The organism is Roseateles sp. P2_H4 (assembly GCF_056403315.1).
The window spans coordinates 17,662-33,496 of record NZ_JBFUFR010000049.1; the positions used below are offsets into that span (position 1 = coordinate 17,662).

Genomic DNA, 15,835 nt, shown 5'->3' on the forward strand with positions numbered 1-15,835 from the left:
CGTGGCGGCTTCAGTTCAGGGCCGTGACGCGGTCGCCCGGCTGCGGCACGCAGCCCGTCGCGAGTGCCGGGCCGCCCTCGCGCTGCACGACGCCCTGGGGCCCGTGGCACAGCTCCACGCGTCGCGCCGTCGGCCAGCGGCGCCGCGCGAACGCCTCCAGGCTGTCGGGCAGGCTGGTCTGCACCGTGCCGGCGTTCAGGGCCTCGTCCGGATGGTCGTTGAAATGCAGCCAGGGCACGAAGCGGCCGGCCAGCATCAGCCAGGCCGACACCTGCACGGGTTCGGGCGCATAGCCCTCGCGCTTGAGCCAGGCCTGGGCCTCCTCGCGCGTGAGGGGGCCGGCGCTGGCGGCCGCGAGCAACTCGGCCACCCACTGGTTGCAGTTCTGGTAGCGGGTGCTGAAGGGGTAGGCGTTGGCGCTGTAGCTGGCGTTCAGCAGGCCCAGGGCCAGCGGCTTGTCCAGCGTGGCGGCGGCCACCGCCGCGGCGGCTTCGGGAGGCAGCAGCAGCAGGCTCACATAGCCGACGTCGGTGTTGTCGCTGCCGGCCACGAAACCGGCGAGGCCCTGGTCGAAGAGGCGGGGCTGGCCTTCGGCGCAGGCGTAGTAGAGCTGGCGCACGGCCCAGGGCGTGTCCAGGCCGTCGGCCAGCGCGACGGCAGCGTGGGAATAGCGCAGGCCGAAGCGCGACAGGTCGGTGCCGGAACGCGAGATCAGCGCCGCCTGGGTGCCGGACTCGGCCAGCACCTGGCGGATGACGGCCGTGAAGCGCAGCAGCCGATCCTGCTGGGCGGCGGTGATGTGGCGGCCCGGGTCGCAGCCCCGGGGCGGCAGGCCGGCCCGGGCGGTGGCCGCCGTCAGCAGCAGCAGCGCCGCGACGGCGGTCCGGATCAAGGCTTGACGACGCGCGCCGCCAGCTCACGCGCCCAGGCGTCTTCCAGCACGAGGAAGAAGGCCTGGCCGGTGTCGGCATGGGCGAAGGCGATGCCATAGGGCTGGGGCGTGGCCTGCACCTCGTCGCCGACGGTGACGGCGCGCGCGGCCAGGGCCTGCTGGGGCAGGGTCAGCTCGACGGGCGCGGCGCCCTCGCGCTCCAGCTTCAGGCGCAGCTTGCCGGCGGTGTCGGCCTGGGCCACTTCGGTGACGCGGTAGCGGCCTTCGGCACGGCGTTCGCCGCCGCTGCTGCTGTTGGACGAGCCCCTGAAGGAGTCGGACACGCTGCCCGATGCTGACGAACCGGCGTCTGCCGCGGAGGAGGTCGCGGTGGACGCCGCCTGGGCGGCGTGCGCGGCCAGGGCCAGGGAGGCGAGAAGGATGAGAAGGCGCATCGTGGGCTCGCGGTCTGATGAGGATGGGCAACGATAGCGCGGATGTGTCAGCGCTTTGTTACCGCGAGCCGTCTTCCAGCCCGCCTTCCAGCGTGTCGAGGATGGGGCAGTCGGGGCGCTCGTCGCCGTGGCAGCTGCGCACCAGCTGCTGCAGCGTCGACTTCATCGCCTGCAGCTCGGCGAGCTTGGCTTCCACCTCGTCCAGATGCTGCTGGGCCAGCGCGCGCACCTCACGGCTGGGGCGTTCGCGGTCCTGCCAGAGGCCGAGCAGCGCGCGGATCTGTGCCAGCGAGAAGCCCAGGTCGCGCGAGTGGCGGATGAAGCGCAGCAGGTGCACCTCGCGCTCGCCGTAGACGCGGTAGCTCGCCTCGCTGCGTGCCGGCGGCGGCACGAGGCCGATGCTCTCGTAGTGCCGGATCATCTTGGCCGACACGCCGCTGGCGCGCGCTGCGTCGCCGATGTTCATCGCGCGGCCGCCGTGGCGCGGCCGCGCCAGCGCTTCAGGGTCAGTGCATTGGCGACGACGCTGACGCTGCTGAAGGCCATGGCCGCGCCGGCGATGACCGGGTTCAGCAGGCCCAGCGCCGCGAGCGGGATGCCGACGACGTTGTAGGCAAACGCCCAGAACAGTCCCTGGCGGATCTTGGCGGAGGTGCGGCGCGAGATGTCCAGCGCATCGGCCACCAGGCGGGGGTCGCCGCGCATCAGCGTGACGCCGGCGGCCTCGGTCGCCACATCGGCGCCACCGGCCATCGCGAAGCCCACCGATGCAGCGGCGAGCGCGGGGCCGTCGTTGAGACCATCACCGACGAAGGCGACGACGTCACCCCCGTCGCGCAGGGCCTGGACGGCGGCGGCCTTGTCGCCGGGCAGCACCTCGGCGTGGACCTCGGTGATGCCGAGCTGGCGCGCGACGCCGGCCGCCGCGCCGCGGCTGTCGCCGGTCAGCATGACGGTGCGGATGCCGCGCGAGTGCAGCTCGGCGATGGCCGCCGCAGCGGTGTCTTTCACGCGATCACCAAAGGCCAGCAGACCCAGCAGACGGTCGCCTTCGACCAGCCAGGAGACGGTGTGGCCCTGGGCTTCCAGCTGCTGCGCCTCGGTGGAGGCCTTGACACCCAGCTCCTGCGCGAGACGTGCGCTGCCAAGCGCAAGCCGGCGCCCCTGCACGAGGCCCTCGACACCGCGACCCGGCAGGGCGCGTGCCTGCTCGATGGGCAGGGCAACCAGCCCTTTCGCCTCAGCCAACACAGCCAGGGCCAGCGGGTGGCTGCTTGAGCGCTGCAGCGCGGCGGCGAATTGCAGCAGCGCTTCGCGGCTGACACCTTCGGCCGGCAGGGCGGCGGTCAAGGTCGGCCGGCCGACCGTCAAGGTGCCCGTCTTGTCGAAGGCGACGACGGTCACCGCGTGGGCCAGCTCCAGCGCCTCGGCGTCCTTGATGAGGATGCCCTGGCGCGCGGCGACACCGGTGCCGGCCATCAGCGTCGTCGGCGTGGCCAGACCCAGGGCGCAGGGGCAGGCGATGACGAGGACGGCGACCGCGTTGACGAGGGCCTGTTCGGCGTCGCCCGCCTGCAGCCACCAGCCGACGAAGGTCAGCGCTGCAATCACCAGCACGATGGGCACGAACACGGCGCTGACGCGGTCGACGATGCGCTGGATGGGCGCCTTGGCGGCCTGGGCCGACTCGACCATGCGGATGATGCGGGCCAGCGCCGTCTCGGCGCCGATGGCCGTCGTGCGCACCGACAGCGCGCCTTCGGCATTGATGGCGCCGCCGGTCACCCGCTGGCCTTCTGACTTGGCGACGGGCAGGCTTTCGCCGGTGATCAGCGATTCGTCGACATGGCTGCGGCCCGAGACGATCTCGCCGTCCACCGGGATGCGGTCGCCCGGTCGCACGGCGACGAGGTCACCCACGCGCACCTCGGCCACCGGCACTTCCACTTCAGCCTCGCCACGCAACACGCGCGCCGTCGCCGGCCGCAGGGCGTTGAGGGCGCGGATGGCGTCGGTCGTCTGGCGCTTGGCGCGCTGCTCGAGGAATTTGCCGAGCAGCACCAGCGTGATGACGGCCGCCGAGGCCTCGAAGTAGAGGTGGGTATGGCCGGGATGGCGTGCCAGCAGATAGACCGACAGGCCATAGGCCGCCGAGGTGCCCAGCGCCACCAGCAGGTCCATATTGCCGCTGCCGGCCCGCAGCGCTGCCCAGCCGGCACGGTAGAAGCGGGCGCCGAGGATGAACTGCACGGGCGTGGCCAGCAGCAATTGCAGCCAGCCAGGCAGCATCACGCCGAGCAGCATGGGCAGCAGCAGCGGCAGGCTCAGCGCCGCGCCCACGGCGACCGGCCACCAGGCGGGCAGGGCGCTGCGGGCTTGCTGCACCGGCGGCGCGGCGGCCTCGACGGCCGTGGCCGGATAGCCCGCCTTGCCCAGGGCCGCCGTCAGCAAGGCGATCGGCACATTCGGCAGGGCCTTGATGCTGGCCTTCTCGGTGGCCAGGTTGACGCTGGCCTCCTGCACGCCGGGGACGGCCTGCAGGGCCTTCTCGACGCGGCGCACGCAGGACGCGCAGCTCATGCCGCTGACTTGCAGCGTCACGTCGTTGAGAGCGGAGGAGGGGGTCATGGCGGGCATTCCGGTGAGGATGTGTTGCCATCCTCAGCCTTCCCATCGTGGGAAGGTCAACAGTGTGCGCCGAAAGCCCCCACCTCGCGGCGGGCGGGGCTTACCAGGGCATCTCGCCCTTGTTGACCTTGGCGCCGATGTCCAGCGCGATGCCGAGGCCCGCCTGCGGGTAGGCCTGCTGCATCGCCGCGATCAGCGCGCTGGCGTTGGCGGCCTTGGGCAGTTCGGCCTCGAAGCGCTGCAGATAGGCCTGGGTGTAGCGGATGGCGCCTTCGTCCAGCGCCGTACCGGCGGCCATGTGGCCGGGCACGACGACGGCCGGCTTCAGCGCCAGCATCTCGTCCAGCTGGGCCGCCCAAGCGGCGCGCTCGGCGGGTTTTTGCGTATCGGCCGTCCACACATGCAGATTGCCGAAGACGGCGATATTGCCCACGATGGCCCGGCTGGACGGGATCCACAGCCACGGCCGGTGGGCCAGCACGCCGGTCGTGCCGCGCACCTCGATGGCCTCGCCGTCGACCGTCAGCGTGTTGCCCGTCAGCGCCACCGGCAGCACCGGCTGGCGCGGCGCATTGGCGCCCATCTTGGGGCCCCAGAAACTGAGCTTGGCGGCCAGCTTGGCCTGGATCTTGTCGCGCACGGCGGGCGTGGTCAGCACCTGCGCGTCGGGGAAGAGGCTCTTCAGGACTTCGACGCCGAAATAGAAGTCCGGGTCGGCCTGGCTGATGAAGATGGCCTTCAGTGCCTTGCCGCTGTCCAGCACATTGGCGGCCACGCGCAGCGCATCGGCGCGGGTGAAACCGCTGTCGATGACGACGGCCTCGGTCTTGCCGCTGACGACGACGGCATTGACGTGGAAGCTGCCGGCATCGGCGTTGTAGACCTTGAGGGTCAGCGGCGCGGCGGGCGCCTGGGCCGTGGCGGCGCCGGTGGCGACGGCAGCCAGTGTCGGCAGCAGCAGGCGGGCGAAGCGGCGGGCTTGGAAGAAGGACATGGCGTTTCCGGTGTTGGTGTGGACCGGGTCCACTGTATTTATCGCGATTTGATCGATAAAGCCCACTTCAATCGAATATTCATTGCATTAATCGAATGAATGGCCCGACTGACTGCCACCCGCGTCTTCCTGACCGTCGTCGAGCAGGGCAGCCGCTATCTCGCGGCGATGGAAGGTTGGTTGGGCGCGCGGCTGCTGCACCGCACGACGCGGCGCCTGAGCCTGACCGAGGTGGATTTCCTGGCCGAGCGCTTTGGCCGTGGGAGCGCGCCACCCTGGGATCGCATCAGCTGAGCTGGAGCGTCGCCGTCAGATGGCTCCACACCGCCTGCACCCGCTGCAGGTGGCGGGTCTCCGGATGGGTCAGCAGCCAGAGGTCGGTCTCGGCCTCGTCCAACGGCTCTGTCAAGCGCCGCAGCTCGCGCCGCGGTTCGGCGAGGAAGAGGGGCAGCACGCCCACGCCCAGGCCCGACGCCACCAGCTCGGCCACGCTCTGCACACTGCCCGTGCGAAAGGCCGGTTGCAGCGTCGGGAAGTGCTTCTGCCGCCAGCGCACCGAGGGGTGCTCGGGCAGGCCGTCGTCGGGCGCGACCCAGGCCGCGTCGCCGGCCTCGACCTGGTCCCAGTGCCTGATGGCGCTTGATCGCGCCGCGTAGAGGGCGACGCGGATGGGGCCAACGCGGCGGCCGATGAGGTGTGAGGGCGGCTTGCTCGTCGCGCGCAGCGCGATGTCGGCATCGCGCCGCGTCAGGCTGGCCAGCTCGTTGCCGGTGTGCAGCTCGAATTGCAGCCGCGGCTGGGCCTCGTGCAGGGCGGCGAGGGCGGGTGCCAGCAGGCCGTGCAGCAGCGTGTCCGTCGTCGTGATGCGCACCGTGCCGGCGGCCTGGCCGGGCTGGGCCTGGGCGGCGGCGCGGGCGGCTTCGAGGGCCGCTTCCACCTGCTCGGCCTGGGCCGCCAGCGCGCGCGCCAGCTCCATGGCCTTGTAGCCGCGCCGGCCGCGCTCGAACAGCGCCTGGCCCAGGCCGCGCTCCAGCCGCTGCAGCATGCGGAACACCGTGGACGCGTTGACGGCTAGTCGCTCGCCCGCCGCCGCCAGCGTGCCCGCGCGGTGCAGGGCGAGGACGAGGGCGAGGTCGGCGGGAGCGAGTTGGTATTGCATGGCTGCAATCTGAGTTGGCTGATTTGCGTATTTTCATGCGCTTGATGCCTATCTACATTGGCTGCATCGCAACACCCTTCTGGAGATGCCCCATGGCTCCCTCAACCTCTCTCGGCCTGCTGCTGCTGCGCCTGTCCCTTGGCCTGATGTACCTCGCGCATGCGGGGCTCAAGCTCTTCGTCTTCACGCTGCCGGGCACGGCGCAGTTCTTTGCCAGTCAGGGCCTGCCAGGGGCGCTGGCCTATGTCGTGTTTGCAGCGGAGGCGGTCGGTGGCTTGTTGCTGCTGGCGGGCGTGTATCCGCGTCAGATCGCGCTGGCCCTGGTGCCCGTCCTGCTCGGCGCGGCCTGGGTGCATGCGCCCAACGGCTGGGTCTTCAATGCCCCGGGCGGCGGCTGGGAGTACCCGGCCTTCCTGGCCGCGATGTCCGTCGTGCTGTGGCTGGCCGGCGATGGCGCCGCCGCCCTCAAGCGCAGCGCCCGCTTCACCTGGAAGGCCGCATGAGCACCGCTCTCACGCTGATCAGCCACGCCCTGTGCCCCTATGTCCAACGCGCGGCCATCGTGCTGAAGGAGAAGAACGTGGCCTTTGAACGCCTGGAGGTGGACCTGGCCCACAAGCCGGACTGGTTCCTGCGCCTGTCGCCCCTGGGCAAGACGCCGGTGCTGAGCGTGGGTGGCGAGACGCTGTTCGAGTCGGCCGTCATCTGCGAATACCTCGACGAGACGCAGCCGCCGCGCCTGCATCCGGACGAAGCGCTGGCGCGGGCGCGTGAGCGTGCCTGGATGGAATTCGGCTCGGCGGTGCTGAGCGGCATCGCCGTGCTCTACAGCGCGGGCGACGATGAAGCGCTGGACCGCGCCTATGCCGCGCTGCGTCTGCGCTTCGAGCAGCTGGAAAGCCAGTTGGTGGACGGCCCCTGGTTTGCCGGCCGCCGCTTCGGCCTGGTCGACGCGGTGTTCGGTCCGGTGTTTCGCTACTTCGACGTCATCCCGCCCGCAGGCCTGTTCGATGGCCTGCCACGTGTGCAGGCCTGGCGCGTGGCGCTGGCCGGCCGGCCCTCGGTGCGCGAGGCCGTGTCGGCAGGCTATGCCGAGCGGCTGCGCGGCTTTCTGCTCGAACGCGGTGGCGCGCTGTCGCGGCGGCTGGACGTGAGCCTGGCCTAGGGACTCAGGACGCCTTCAATGCCGCTGCCGGCCGGCCGCCGCGATGAGCCTCTCGAGCAGGGGCCAGTGAGCCACCGGCATCAAGCGCTCAAGCAGGCAGGCGAAGCACGCGTCGCTGCCGACCAGCACGCGCGCGCTGTCCCGCTCGATGCCCCTCACCACCGTTTCAGCCGCGCGTTCGGGCGGCATGCGCAGCAGGCGGGCCATCTCCCGTTGGCGCTGCGCCAGCTCTAAGGGATCCATGCCCTCGGGCACCCTGGCGTTGACGGCAATGGCGGTGGCCACGCCGCCGGGATGCACCACGGTCACACCCACATTGCTGCCGCGCAGCTCCTGGCGCAGCGCATTGGAGAAACCACGCACCGCGAACTTGCTGGCGCTGTAGGCCGCCTGGCCGGGTGGAGAAACCAGGCCGAAGAGGCTGGACACATTGACGATGCGGGCCGCCTGGGCACTGGACCTCAGCAGGGGCAGGAAGGCGCGCGTCATCCTCACGACGGCGCCGAAGTTGATGCTCATCAGCCAGTCGAAGTCCGCTTCGCTGACCTGCTCGAAGGTCCCGCCCACGGCAACCCCGGCGTTGTTGACCAGCAGCGTGACCTGGGGATGCGCCTGCAGCACCGCAGCGGGCAGCGACCGGATGGCTTCGCCGTCGGTCAGGTCGAGCACATGCTGGCTGACCCTCAGCCCCGATCTCGAAACATCCGCCGCCGTCGCCGCCAGGCCGGCGGCATCCCGATCGATCAGTGCGAGATGGCAACCCCGCGCCGCCAACTTGTGCGCCAGAGCCTTGCCGATACCGCTGGCGGCGCCGGTCAGCACCGCGGTTTGTTGGTCGAGCTTCATCGGGCAGGGCTCCCTTGTGCGGGCGCCAACGATACAGCCGGCAAGGCGATCTCCGGACGTGCGCTGATCAGGCCGCCGACGAGGCTGCTGCTTTTTCCGGCGCCCTGATTCAGCTCGTGCCGGTCAGCTGCTTCGGCAACGTCATCAGCCCGTCAGGCACGTGCGTGCTCAGCGGGCGGCGAAGCCGTCCGCTGCAGTGCCCGGTTGGGCGGCAACGCAACGACTACCACTGGCCAAGGAACCGCTTTTTGAATCGTGCGAACGTAGATGGACTGTGCCGCCGCCAAAGGCTTGCTTGGAATCGACCACGTTGGCGGACGAGGGGTACGCGATTGCGAGGGTGGATTTGTCTTGCCACTCAAGTTCGACGTCGTAGCCGTGGCTCATGGTCAACACGATCTCCGGTTTGAGACTCTCGCTTTGGATAGCGACATGCATAGTCTGCCAACCAGCGGCGCCGCCGCCATACAAGCGATAGAACACTGCGCGCGTCGTAGTGCCCGGATTGCCGCAAGAGAGCAGATCTTCCCGCGTGCCTTCAGACTTCCCACAGCCGGCGAGTAGGAGCACAAGAACTGGCGCGAAATACCTCATAGCTACTTTGCCGCCCAACGTTTGAATTCAGCCGACCAGCCAGCGTAGCCGGCGCAGGTCGGCTGCAATGAAATGGTTAGGCCGTATTCCTGCCCGCCCTGAGGGCGCCGAAGAAAAAGGCCAACACCGCTACCGCCCCAGCTATGACGCTGAGCGCAACTGGCAAGCCGACCGCCATGAAGCCATGGCTTGAATCAACAACATTGAGTGCTCGGGCGAGCAGGTAGTTGGCCCCGCAGACGATTGAGGCAATAAGTGCAACGGCCACGATGTAGCCACCAGCTATGCGCCAAGTGGCCGCGCTATTGAAGAAGCGAGCGATCAGCCCAGCTATAAGAACAAGCACAAGTAGGCTCGACGAAATACCCAAAATGCTGCCGGATTCCATGATCGGAAAGGCGCTGCCTAACGTCTGACTTAAGCGGCGCCGTCAGGCATCCGCTTGAAAGAAAGGCTAGGCGCGTAGTTGGACATGAGCTAAGGCCCTCAGTCTGACTCGTCAATGTGGTGGCCGGTCGGTCTATCAGTGGCGGCGGCTCGTCGCGCAGCACGCTCGGTTCCCTTGCGTCGCCCGTCCTGGACTTCGCGAATTTGCGAGGTCACGACAGCGAGGGAGTAGGAACCAAGCTGAAGCGCGGGCTCTGAGCCGGATTCGATCGCGCGCTGCAGTTGCTCACGCGCATCTTTAAAGTGACGCCGCTGGTCCTGACTTGTTGCCAGTAAATCAAGCTGCACCAAGTCGTTGTGCAATTTAGCAGCGCGTTTTCGAACTTCTTCTTCTGTCATGAACTAAACGTCGCAATATGCATCTAACTACTAGTTTATCCAGCATGTCGTGCTGCATAACTCCACCGACTGCTGCTTAACCAAGTCCAAGTGATTTCCGGTAAGGCCTTGTCCAGCATAGGAAATTCGTCCGGCCGACCGGAACTGGGCGTCATTAAATTGATGTGGAAAGCGGCTTTCATCGGCGCGACTCTGCCAGCCGCTCGAACCCGGCGCAACGGTGGAATTTCCCTCACGGAGACCTGGCAACCGACTTGTGCCGATCGGCCATGCTGGCCTCCGCATGCCAGCCGCCCGCGGGTGACCGCTCCCGGCCGAGAGCCGGCCCGCGAGGGCTGCCAAGGTTGCCGAACTCGATGCGCAGCTTTGCCAAACCGCGCAACTGCGCCAGCGCCTTGCCGATTTCGTGATCCCGAACCCGCTCAGGCCCGCCTGGAACAGCTGAATGCTGGCGTTAGCATCCGCTCCCGGAACCACCCGGGAGGCGAAGCGATGTTCAAAGGACTGCTGGCTGCGGCCGCGATGACGCTGTCCCTGGCCGCGCCGGCCCAGGAGGCTGCCAAACCTGGGCAGACCATCGCGCTCATTTCCACGCTCGGCGACCAGCTCAGCATCGTCAAGCAGCGCGGCAAGCGCGCCAGCAGCGTGGACGACTTCTCGCGCCGCACGCTGCAGGTGGATCCGCAGTTGCTGAACATGGCCGTGCTGCGCGGCCTGGACAGCGCCCTGGCCGCCGAGGAGCCCGGCTCGCGCCGCATCATGCTGCGCTGGAGCGCCAACCCCGGGCTCGCGGAGCAGCTCAAGAATGCCTCCTTCGAGGCCCGCGATGCGCTGGTGCTCGAGGCCCTGCGCGAACGCCTGGCCCAGATCCCGCAACGCGCCGAGTGGGACCGCATCGAGGCCATCCTGCCGCGCTACGCCTGGGAGTCGCGCGAGGGCATGCCCAACCGCCTCGGCGGCATCGGCATCTACGTCAAGCCCACCGGCAACCAGTGGGAGCTGCTCGACGAGGACGGCATCGACCGCAAGCAGGAGTACGCAGACCGCGACCAGACCACGATCAACCCGCGCACCGGCGAGCAGCAGAAGGACAAGGCCTATGTGGCACCCTTCATCTCCTTCGAGCGCGTGACGCTGGACGCCAAGACCCTGGCCGTCGTCGCGCGCAAACCGCAGTTCACGCACACCAAGTACAGCGACCCGAAGTCCAAATCCATCGACGTCATCGAGCAGGTCTCGCCGGCCGAGATCGTCACGCAGCTCAACCAGCTCGTGGAACAGGCCGCCTACCGCTCGGTGCGTGGCGCGGTGGAGGTCGGCCCGGTCAAGCCGGTGTCAAAGGAAGAGGGCAGGTAAAACCGGGCTCTGAACCACGCGGCGTCTGGCCACAATGGCCTCATGAGCCTGCCGCGCCGCCTCTTCCTTCTCGCCGCTGTCGTCTCGACGCTCGCCGCCGCCGAGACCGGCTACTTCCCGCCCCGCGGCGACTGGCAACGCGCCCAGCCCGCTGCGCTGGGCCTGGACGCCGCCAGGCTGGCAGAGGCCGTCGCCTATGCCCAGGCCCACGACAACCCGGCGCCGCGCGACCAGGGTCTGGCACTGGCGCAGAGCTTCGGCAAGAACGAGCCCTACTACGGCGGCCAGCTCGGCCCCACGCGCGAGCGCGTCGCGGCCAACGGCCTCGTCGTCTACCGCGGCAAGGTGGTGGCCGAATGGGGTGACACGCGGCGCGTCGACATGTCGCACAGCGTCACCAAGACCTTTTTGTCGACCGTCGTCGGCCTGGCCTGGCAGAAGGGCCTGATCAGGAGCACCGACGAGCGCGTGGCCGACGCGATGCCGCCCGGGGTCGACCTCTTCGCCGCGCCGCATAACGCAGCCATCACCTGGGAGCATCTGCTGCGCCAGACCAGCGACTGGCAGGGCACCCTCTGGGGCAAGCCCGACTGGGCCGACCGCCCCGTCGGCAAGACGCCCGAAGACTGGCCCAACCGACCCGTCTACGCGCCGGGCACGCACTACAAATACAACGACGTGCGCGTCAATGTGCTGGCCCTTGCCGCCCTGCAGGTCTGGCGCCGGCCGCTGCCCGAGGTGCTGCGCGAGCAGGTCATGGACCCCATCGGCGCCTCCAGCCGCTGGCGTTGGCAGGGCTATGACAACAGCTGGGTGGAGCTGGACGGCCAGCGCATGCAGTCGGTCTCCGGCGGCGGCCACTGGGGCGGCGGCATGTTCATCGACGCCTGGGACATGGCACGCTTCGGCTATCTCTTCCTGCGCCAGGGCGAGTGGAACGGGCGCCAGCTGGTGTCGCGCGACTGGATCGTCAAGGCCCGCCAGCCCGGGCCCGACAACGCCGAGTACGGCTACTGCAACTGGTTCCTCAACCCCGGCCGCAAGGCCTTGCCGGCGGCGCCCGAGAGCAGCGTCACCTTCCGCGGCAATGGCCAGAACATCATCTACATCGACTGGGAGAACGACGTCGTGGCGGTGGTGCGCTGGATAGACAACGGGCCGGCGCTGAACGACTTCGTCGCCAGGCTGCTGGCGGCAGTGAAGCGCTGAGAGGGCTCAGATCTTCATCTGGGCGAAAGCCGCCTGAAGGCCGGCCACGCCGCCGACGCGCTGGTCGTTGATGAAGATCTGCGGCATCTGGCGCACGGACGGGCCGCACTTCTCGAAGAAGGCCAGGCGCTGCTCGTCGTCGTCGATCTTGATCTCCTCGAAGGCGAGGCTGCGGGCCTTGAGCAGGCTCTTGGCGGTATCGCACTGAGGGCAGGCGGACTTGGAATAGACGACGATCTTGAGCTGCATGCCGGCAGTCTAAGGGGCTGGCGGCGTGACCGTGGATTCACCGCCGCCCTGGGGCCGCGTGTTGACCGCCAGCTGGGCCGCGAAGGCGCGCTGGTAGGCGGGGCGCGCTTCACCGCGAGCGACATAGGCGGCCAGCCGCGGGAACTCGTCGAGGATGCCCGTGGAGCGCAACCTGAGCAGGACGGACACCATCATCAGGTCGCCGGCGCTGAAACCGCCGTCGAGCCACTCGGCGTCTCCCAGCCGCGCCGACAGTTGTGCCAGCCGCGTGCGGACCCGGGCCTGGAGGGCCGGCCAGCGCGCTTCGTACCAGGGCTTGTCCCGCTCGAACATCCAGGCCATCGTCAGCTCCAGGATGGGCGGCTCCAGCGTGTTCACCGCGGCAAACACCCAGGTGATCGCCCGCGCGCGGGCGTTGCCGTCATCCGGCAGCAGGCCCGGCTGCCGTTGGCCGATGTGCAGAACGATGGCCCCGGTCTCGAAAAGTGCCAGGTCGCCTTCCTCATAGGTCGGAATCTGGCCGAAGGGGTGGAGGGCCAGGTGCGCCGCCTCCTTCATGGCCTGAAACGAGACGAGGCGAACTTCGTAGGCTTGGTGAACCTCCTCGAGGGCCCAGCGTACGCGCGTGTCGCGTGCCAACCCCTTGCCACCATCGGGTGAGCGTTCGAAAGCAGTGATCGTGATGGTCATGGTGTCGTTTCCTGCATTGGCTGATGACATGGGAACGACGAACGACCTGGTGGCGCTTCGACACGCAGGCGCTAAAAGGCTCGCTGCGGGCCCGCCCCGATGTCAGGGGTCAGCGCTGCGCCTTCACAGGCGCCGAGGCCACCAGGCCGCTTTCGCAAGCTTGCCTCTCGCTCGCACTCTTGGCGGCCATGCATCTCGCCGCGCCTTCGTTCACGCGACCGACCATGCTGCCGGCAGGCGCCGATGCGGTCACTGCTGTGGTGGCGGCACTGTTCCTGGGCTTGAGCGGGATGGAGATCTGTGGGATCACCCTTTCCTCGGGCCGTTGCACGCCGGGTTCCTTGGCGTTCTCGGACGCCGTGATGGCCGTGTTGCGAGCGGGGACCAGCCGGGACGCCGCCGTCATGGGCACGGAGGCAGATGCCGGCGGCGCGGGAGCCGCGGTCGATTGAGCGCTCGAGGCGCTTGCAAAGAGGGCTGCAAGCACGCCGCAGAGAAGGGGTCCGAGGACGTGTTTCATGGCACCGCGCGCGTCAGTTGCGATGCGATCAGTGTCACGCTGCCCGCCCGGCGGCGTGTAGGAGGCGCGCTTGCAATCCATGGCGCCGGCGCTGATATCGGCCTGCCTTGGGGCCCTTGGGCCGCTCGCTAGCGGTAGCGATCAAGGGCCGGCCGCGCCAGCGCCGCCAGCATCGCCACGCCCGTGTAATGGCCGACGAGCTGGGTCATCTCGATCAGGGCCGCCTCGTCGAAATGGCGGCGCAGTTCGGTCCAGGTGCTGTCGTCCACGTCGACGCGCGCCACCAGGCCGTCGACGAGGTGCAAAGCGGCGAGCAGCTCCGGCGCCCACAACGCCGGATCGGGCGCCGCCGTGCGCAGGTCCGCGATCTGCGCGTCGCTCAACCCCATGCGGCGCGAGATCGTCTGCTCGTGCAGATTGAACTCGTAGTCGCAGCGCGCCATCGCGCAGGTGCGCAGGATGAGGGCCTCGCGCAGCAGGGGTGCGATGCGGCGGCGGTCGGCCAGGCCGGTGGGGCCGAGCAAGCCGCTGTCCACCATCTCCTTGAACAGCTCGGCGTGGCGGGCCACGGTCAGGAAGATCTGCGGTGGCGGAAAGCCCGCCGGTATCAGGCGGGCCATGCGCTCGGCAAGGTCGGGCGGCAGTGGCAGGGTTTGCGGGGCGATTCGTGGTGTCGAGGTTGAGGTCGTGTTCATGCTTCGAATTCAGAAGCGTTGCGGTGAGCGGACTCTAGCCGTTGTTGCTTCTAAAATCAAAGCATGACGACAAAACGACTGGCCAAGCTGGCCGCGGAGGACACGCCTGACTCGGGCAAGGACGCGATCAACGCGGCGCTGGAGCTCTTCAACCGCCGCTGGACGCTGCGCATCCTGTGGGAGCTGCGCGCCGAGGACACGAGCCTGAACTTCCGCGCCTTGCAGGCCGCCTGCGGCGACCTGTCGGCGTCGGTGCTGAACCAGCGCCTGGCTGAGCTGCGCACGGCCCTGCTCATCGAGCATGACGCGGGCAGCGGCTACCGGCTGGCACCACAGGGGCGCTCACTGCTGGTGGCCATCGAGCCCTTGCTGCAATGGGCGCCGCGCTGGGCGCGCGAGGTACAGAAAGCTTCTTAGGCGGGAACGCGCACGGCGAGGCGGGCTCGCTCGATGGCGGCGATCAGCGCTTCTTCCGAGTAGGGCTTGCCCAGCAGCTGGGTCACGCCGGCGGCGGCGGCTTCGGCCTGCTTGTCGTCGGAGGAGGTGATCATGACGACGGGCAGCTCGGCCGTGGCGGCGGCGGCGCGCACCTGGCGGGTCAGCTCGAAGCCGTCGATGCCGGGCATCTCGACGTCGGTGATGAGCAGATGCGGGCGCTCGGCGGCCATCAGCACCAGGGCCTGCTCGCCACTCTCGGCCAGCGCCACGCGGTAGCTCTGGCCGGCCAGCAGGCGGCTGATCTTGACGCGGACGATCTTGGAGTCGTCGGCGACGAGGACGAGGGTTTCGTCGGCACGCAGCTCGCGGGTGGCCTGGGCGGCCGCAGCGGCAGTGGCTGCCGCGCGTTCCGCGGCCTGACGCTCGGCTTCGACACGGCTTTGCTCCGCGGCCAGGCGCTCGGCCTCGGCCGCTTCGCGTGCGGCCTGCTCACGGGCCAGGCGTTCGATCTCTTCACGCTCGGCGCGCAGGCGTTCGGCTTCGGCCTGGGCGGCGGCCTGGCGGCGGGCCTCCTCGGCGCGGGCCTCGGCTTCGCGGGTGGCGGCTTCCTGGGCAAGGCGCGCCGCCTCGGCGGCCTCGCGTTCGGCCTGCTCGCGAGCCAGGCGTTCGGCTTCGGCGCGCGCTTCGGCTTGGCGCTGCGCCTCGGCGGCTGCGGCTGCTTCGAGGGCTGCGGCCTCCTCGCGGGCCAGGCGCTCGGCTTCCAGCCGCTCGGCCTCGGCCCGTTCCTCGGCCAGGCGTTGCGCCTCGGCGGCGGCAGCGGCCTCACGGGCCTGGGCCTGGGCTTCCAACCGGGCGGCTTCCTCGCGCTCGACACGCGCCCGGTCGGCCTCCAGTTGCTCTTCCTCGGCGCGCTGCTGGCCCAGGCGCTGGGCCAGGGCGGATTCCACCTCGCGCAGGGCGTCGTCATCGGCCTGCTGGCGGGCGGCCGTCTCGGCCGACACATGCTGAGCGCGCCCCGCATGCGCGGCCTGGGCCTGCACGAGGCTCTCGGCTTCGCGGCGCTGGGCGGCGGCGCGGGCTTTCTGTTGCCGGCGCCGGCCCAGCCAGACCAGGAACAGCACGACGGCGACCGCCACGGCGGCCAGGGGCCAAGTCAACAGCTCGTTCATCTTCGGGGGCG

At 69.3% G+C, this 15,835-nt stretch carries 20 protein-coding genes and 1 pseudogene; 7 read left to right on the forward strand and 14 right to left on the reverse strand.

All coding sequences use genetic code 11. The features are described from left to right. Positions 1-10: 10 nt before the first annotated feature. From AC1DW3_RS26620 to AC1DW3_RS26640, 5 genes are all read right to left on the reverse strand, one after another. The gene (locus AC1DW3_RS26620) at positions 11-892 is read right to left on the reverse strand and encodes a DUF2145 domain-containing protein (protein WP_477936583.1); all 882 of its coding nucleotides are present in this window, start codon (positions 890-892) and stop codon (positions 11-13) included. After that, the gene (locus tag AC1DW3_RS26625; protein WP_477936585.1) at positions 889-1,326 is read right to left on the reverse strand and encodes a hypothetical protein; all 438 of its coding nucleotides are present in this window, start codon (positions 1,324-1,326) and stop codon (positions 889-891) included. Before AC1DW3_RS26625 ends, AC1DW3_RS26620 begins: the two co-directional genes overlap by 4 nt. Positions 1,327-1,384: 58 nt before the next feature. Beyond that, positions 1,385-1,792 carry a Cu(I)-responsive transcriptional regulator gene (cueR, locus tag AC1DW3_RS26630; protein ID WP_477936587.1) on the reverse strand — a complete coding sequence of 136 codons (408 nt, stop codon included), beginning with the start codon at positions 1,790-1,792 and terminating at the stop codon, positions 1,385-1,387. Next, positions 1,789-3,954 (reverse strand): heavy metal translocating P-type ATPase, encoded by a 2,166-nt coding sequence (locus AC1DW3_RS26635; protein WP_477936589.1) that lies wholly within the window; start codon positions 3,952-3,954, stop codon positions 1,789-1,791. Before AC1DW3_RS26635 ends, cueR begins: the two co-directional genes overlap by 4 nt. A gap of 100 nt (positions 3,955-4,054) precedes the next feature. Continuing rightward, positions 4,055-4,948, reverse strand: a complete 894-nt coding sequence (locus tag AC1DW3_RS26640; RefSeq protein ID WP_477936591.1) for an MBL fold metallo-hydrolase — start codon at positions 4,946-4,948, stop codon at positions 4,055-4,057. A gap of 99 nt (positions 4,949-5,047) precedes the next feature. On the opposite strand from AC1DW3_RS26640, the pseudogene AC1DW3_RS26645 reads away from it, so the two are divergent. Continuing rightward, positions 5,048-5,179, forward strand: a pseudogene (locus tag AC1DW3_RS26645) (LysR family transcriptional regulator); the annotation flags it as partial. 55 nt (positions 5,180-5,234) lie between these two features. On the opposite strand, the gene AC1DW3_RS26650 reads toward AC1DW3_RS26645, so the two are convergent. Beyond that, a complete protein-coding gene (locus AC1DW3_RS26650; protein ID WP_477936593.1) occupies positions 5,235-6,107 on the reverse strand; it encodes a LysR family transcriptional regulator in 873 nt (290 codons plus the stop codon). Between the two features lie 92 nt (positions 6,108-6,199). On the opposite strand from AC1DW3_RS26650, the gene AC1DW3_RS26655 reads away from it, so the two are divergent. Together AC1DW3_RS26655 and AC1DW3_RS26660 are read left to right on the forward strand one after the other, a co-directional pair. Further along, positions 6,200-6,610 carry a DoxX family protein gene (locus AC1DW3_RS26655; RefSeq protein ID WP_477936595.1) on the forward strand — a complete coding sequence of 137 codons (411 nt, stop codon included), beginning with the start codon at positions 6,200-6,202 and terminating at the stop codon, positions 6,608-6,610. Next, entirely contained in the window at positions 6,607-7,272 is a 666-nt protein-coding gene (locus AC1DW3_RS26660) for a glutathione S-transferase family protein (RefSeq protein WP_477936597.1), read from the forward strand. The genes AC1DW3_RS26655 and AC1DW3_RS26660 overlap by 4 nt, the downstream gene beginning before the upstream one ends. A gap of 15 nt (positions 7,273-7,287) precedes the next feature. Here the strand turns inward: AC1DW3_RS26660 and AC1DW3_RS26665 are convergent, their stop codons facing one another. From AC1DW3_RS26665 to AC1DW3_RS26680, 4 genes are all read right to left on the reverse strand, one after another. Next, positions 7,288-8,118, reverse strand: coding sequence for an SDR family NAD(P)-dependent oxidoreductase (locus tag AC1DW3_RS26665; RefSeq protein ID WP_477936599.1), 831 nt, complete (start codon positions 8,116-8,118; stop codon positions 7,288-7,290). Between the two features lie 168 nt (positions 8,119-8,286). After that, positions 8,287-8,601 (reverse strand): hypothetical protein, encoded by a 315-nt coding sequence (locus tag AC1DW3_RS26670; RefSeq protein ID WP_477936601.1) that lies wholly within the window; start codon positions 8,599-8,601, stop codon positions 8,287-8,289. Between the two features lie 187 nt (positions 8,602-8,788). Continuing rightward, positions 8,789-9,100, reverse strand: coding sequence for a hypothetical protein (locus AC1DW3_RS26675; protein ID WP_477936602.1), 312 nt, complete (start codon positions 9,098-9,100; stop codon positions 8,789-8,791). Between the two features lie 98 nt (positions 9,101-9,198). Continuing rightward, positions 9,199-9,498: a hypothetical protein gene (locus AC1DW3_RS26680; RefSeq protein ID WP_477936604.1), complete on the reverse strand. Its 300-nt coding sequence runs from the start codon at positions 9,496-9,498 to the stop codon at positions 9,199-9,201. A 492-nt stretch (positions 9,499-9,990) separates the two neighbouring features. Here AC1DW3_RS26680 and AC1DW3_RS26685 point away from each other — a divergent pair, with 492 nt between their 5' ends. Beyond that, complete coding sequence (locus AC1DW3_RS26685) at positions 9,991-10,854, forward strand: hypothetical protein (protein WP_477936606.1); 864 nt, start codon at positions 9,991-9,993, stop codon at positions 10,852-10,854. A gap of 42 nt (positions 10,855-10,896) precedes the next feature. After that, complete coding sequence (locus tag AC1DW3_RS26690; RefSeq protein WP_477936608.1) at positions 10,897-12,063, forward strand: serine hydrolase domain-containing protein; 1,167 nt, start codon at positions 10,897-10,899, stop codon at positions 12,061-12,063. A 6-nt stretch (positions 12,064-12,069) separates the two neighbouring features. Here AC1DW3_RS26690 and AC1DW3_RS26695 read toward each other — a convergent pair whose 3' ends face one another. Further along, complete coding sequence (locus AC1DW3_RS26695) at positions 12,070-12,312, reverse strand: glutaredoxin domain-containing protein (RefSeq protein WP_477936610.1); 243 nt, start codon at positions 12,310-12,312, stop codon at positions 12,070-12,072. A gap of 9 nt (positions 12,313-12,321) precedes the next feature. Continuing rightward, positions 12,322-13,002 (reverse strand): glutathione S-transferase family protein, encoded by a 681-nt coding sequence (locus tag AC1DW3_RS26700; protein ID WP_477936612.1) that lies wholly within the window; start codon positions 13,000-13,002, stop codon positions 12,322-12,324. 23 nt (positions 13,003-13,025) lie between these two features. Between AC1DW3_RS26700 and AC1DW3_RS26705 the strand changes: the two genes are divergently transcribed. Further along, a complete protein-coding gene (locus AC1DW3_RS26705; protein ID WP_477936613.1) occupies positions 13,026-13,454 on the forward strand; it encodes a hypothetical protein in 429 nt (142 codons plus the stop codon). 196 nt (positions 13,455-13,650) lie between these two features. Here the strand turns inward: AC1DW3_RS26705 and AC1DW3_RS26710 are convergent, their stop codons facing one another. Continuing rightward, a complete protein-coding gene (locus AC1DW3_RS26710; protein ID WP_477936615.1) occupies positions 13,651-14,217 on the reverse strand; it encodes a carboxymuconolactone decarboxylase family protein in 567 nt (188 codons plus the stop codon). A gap of 63 nt (positions 14,218-14,280) precedes the next feature. On the opposite strand from AC1DW3_RS26710, the gene AC1DW3_RS26715 reads away from it, so the two are divergent. Then, positions 14,281-14,634: a winged helix-turn-helix transcriptional regulator gene (locus AC1DW3_RS26715; RefSeq protein ID WP_477936617.1), complete on the forward strand. Its 354-nt coding sequence runs from the start codon at positions 14,281-14,283 to the stop codon at positions 14,632-14,634. On the opposite strand, the gene AC1DW3_RS26720 is transcribed toward AC1DW3_RS26715, so the two are convergent. Next, positions 14,631-15,824 (reverse strand): response regulator, encoded by a 1,194-nt coding sequence (locus AC1DW3_RS26720; protein WP_477936619.1) that lies wholly within the window; start codon positions 15,822-15,824, stop codon positions 14,631-14,633. The genes AC1DW3_RS26715 and AC1DW3_RS26720 overlap by 4 nt on opposite strands. Positions 15,825-15,835: the final 11 nt, after the last annotated feature.

Coding starts and splice junctions, on each gene's coding strand:
- cueR (WP_477936587.1), bottom strand. CDS start 1,792: ATGAACATCGGCGACGCAGCGCGCGCCAGCGGCGTGTCGGCCAAGATG.
- AC1DW3_RS26715 (WP_477936617.1), top strand. CDS start 14,281: ATGACGACAAAACGACTGGCCAAGCTGGCCGCGGAGGACACGCCTGAC.
- AC1DW3_RS26700 (WP_477936612.1), bottom strand. CDS start 13,002: ATGACCATCACGATCACTGCTTTCGAACGCTCACCCGATGGTGGCAAG.
- AC1DW3_RS26705 (WP_477936613.1), top strand. CDS start 13,026: ATGACATGGGAACGACGAACGACCTGGTGGCGCTTCGACACGCAGGCG.
- AC1DW3_RS26710 (WP_477936615.1), bottom strand. CDS start 14,217: ATGAACACGACCTCAACCTCGACACCACGAATCGCCCCGCAAACCCTG.
- AC1DW3_RS26690 (WP_477936608.1), top strand. CDS start 10,897: ATGAGCCTGCCGCGCCGCCTCTTCCTTCTCGCCGCTGTCGTCTCGACG.
- AC1DW3_RS26660 (WP_477936597.1), top strand. CDS start 6,607: ATGAGCACCGCTCTCACGCTGATCAGCCACGCCCTGTGCCCCTATGTC.
- AC1DW3_RS26650 (WP_477936593.1), bottom strand. CDS start 6,107: ATGCAATACCAACTCGCTCCCGCCGACCTCGCCCTCGTCCTCGCCCTG.
- AC1DW3_RS26640 (WP_477936591.1), bottom strand. CDS start 4,948: ATGTCCTTCTTCCAAGCCCGCCGCTTCGCCCGCCTGCTGCTGCCGACA.
- AC1DW3_RS26695 (WP_477936610.1), bottom strand. CDS start 12,312: ATGCAGCTCAAGATCGTCGTCTATTCCAAGTCCGCCTGCCCTCAGTGC.
- AC1DW3_RS26720 (WP_477936619.1), bottom strand. CDS start 15,824: ATGAACGAGCTGTTGACTTGGCCCCTGGCCGCCGTGGCGGTCGCCGTC.
- AC1DW3_RS26685 (WP_477936606.1), top strand. CDS start 9,991: ATGTTCAAAGGACTGCTGGCTGCGGCCGCGATGACGCTGTCCCTGGCC.
- AC1DW3_RS26675 (WP_477936602.1), bottom strand. CDS start 9,100: ATGGAATCCGGCAGCATTTTGGGTATTTCGTCGAGCCTACTTGTGCTT.
- AC1DW3_RS26680 (WP_477936604.1), bottom strand. CDS start 9,498: ATGACAGAAGAAGAAGTTCGAAAACGCGCTGCTAAATTGCACAACGAC.
- AC1DW3_RS26635 (WP_477936589.1), bottom strand. CDS start 3,954: ATGACCCCCTCCTCCGCTCTCAACGACGTGACGCTGCAAGTCAGCGGC.
- AC1DW3_RS26655 (WP_477936595.1), top strand. CDS start 6,200: ATGGCTCCCTCAACCTCTCTCGGCCTGCTGCTGCTGCGCCTGTCCCTT.
- AC1DW3_RS26665 (WP_477936599.1), bottom strand. CDS start 8,118: ATGAAGCTCGACCAACAAACCGCGGTGCTGACCGGCGCCGCCAGCGGT.
- AC1DW3_RS26625 (WP_477936585.1), bottom strand. CDS start 1,326: ATGCGCCTTCTCATCCTTCTCGCCTCCCTGGCCCTGGCCGCGCACGCC.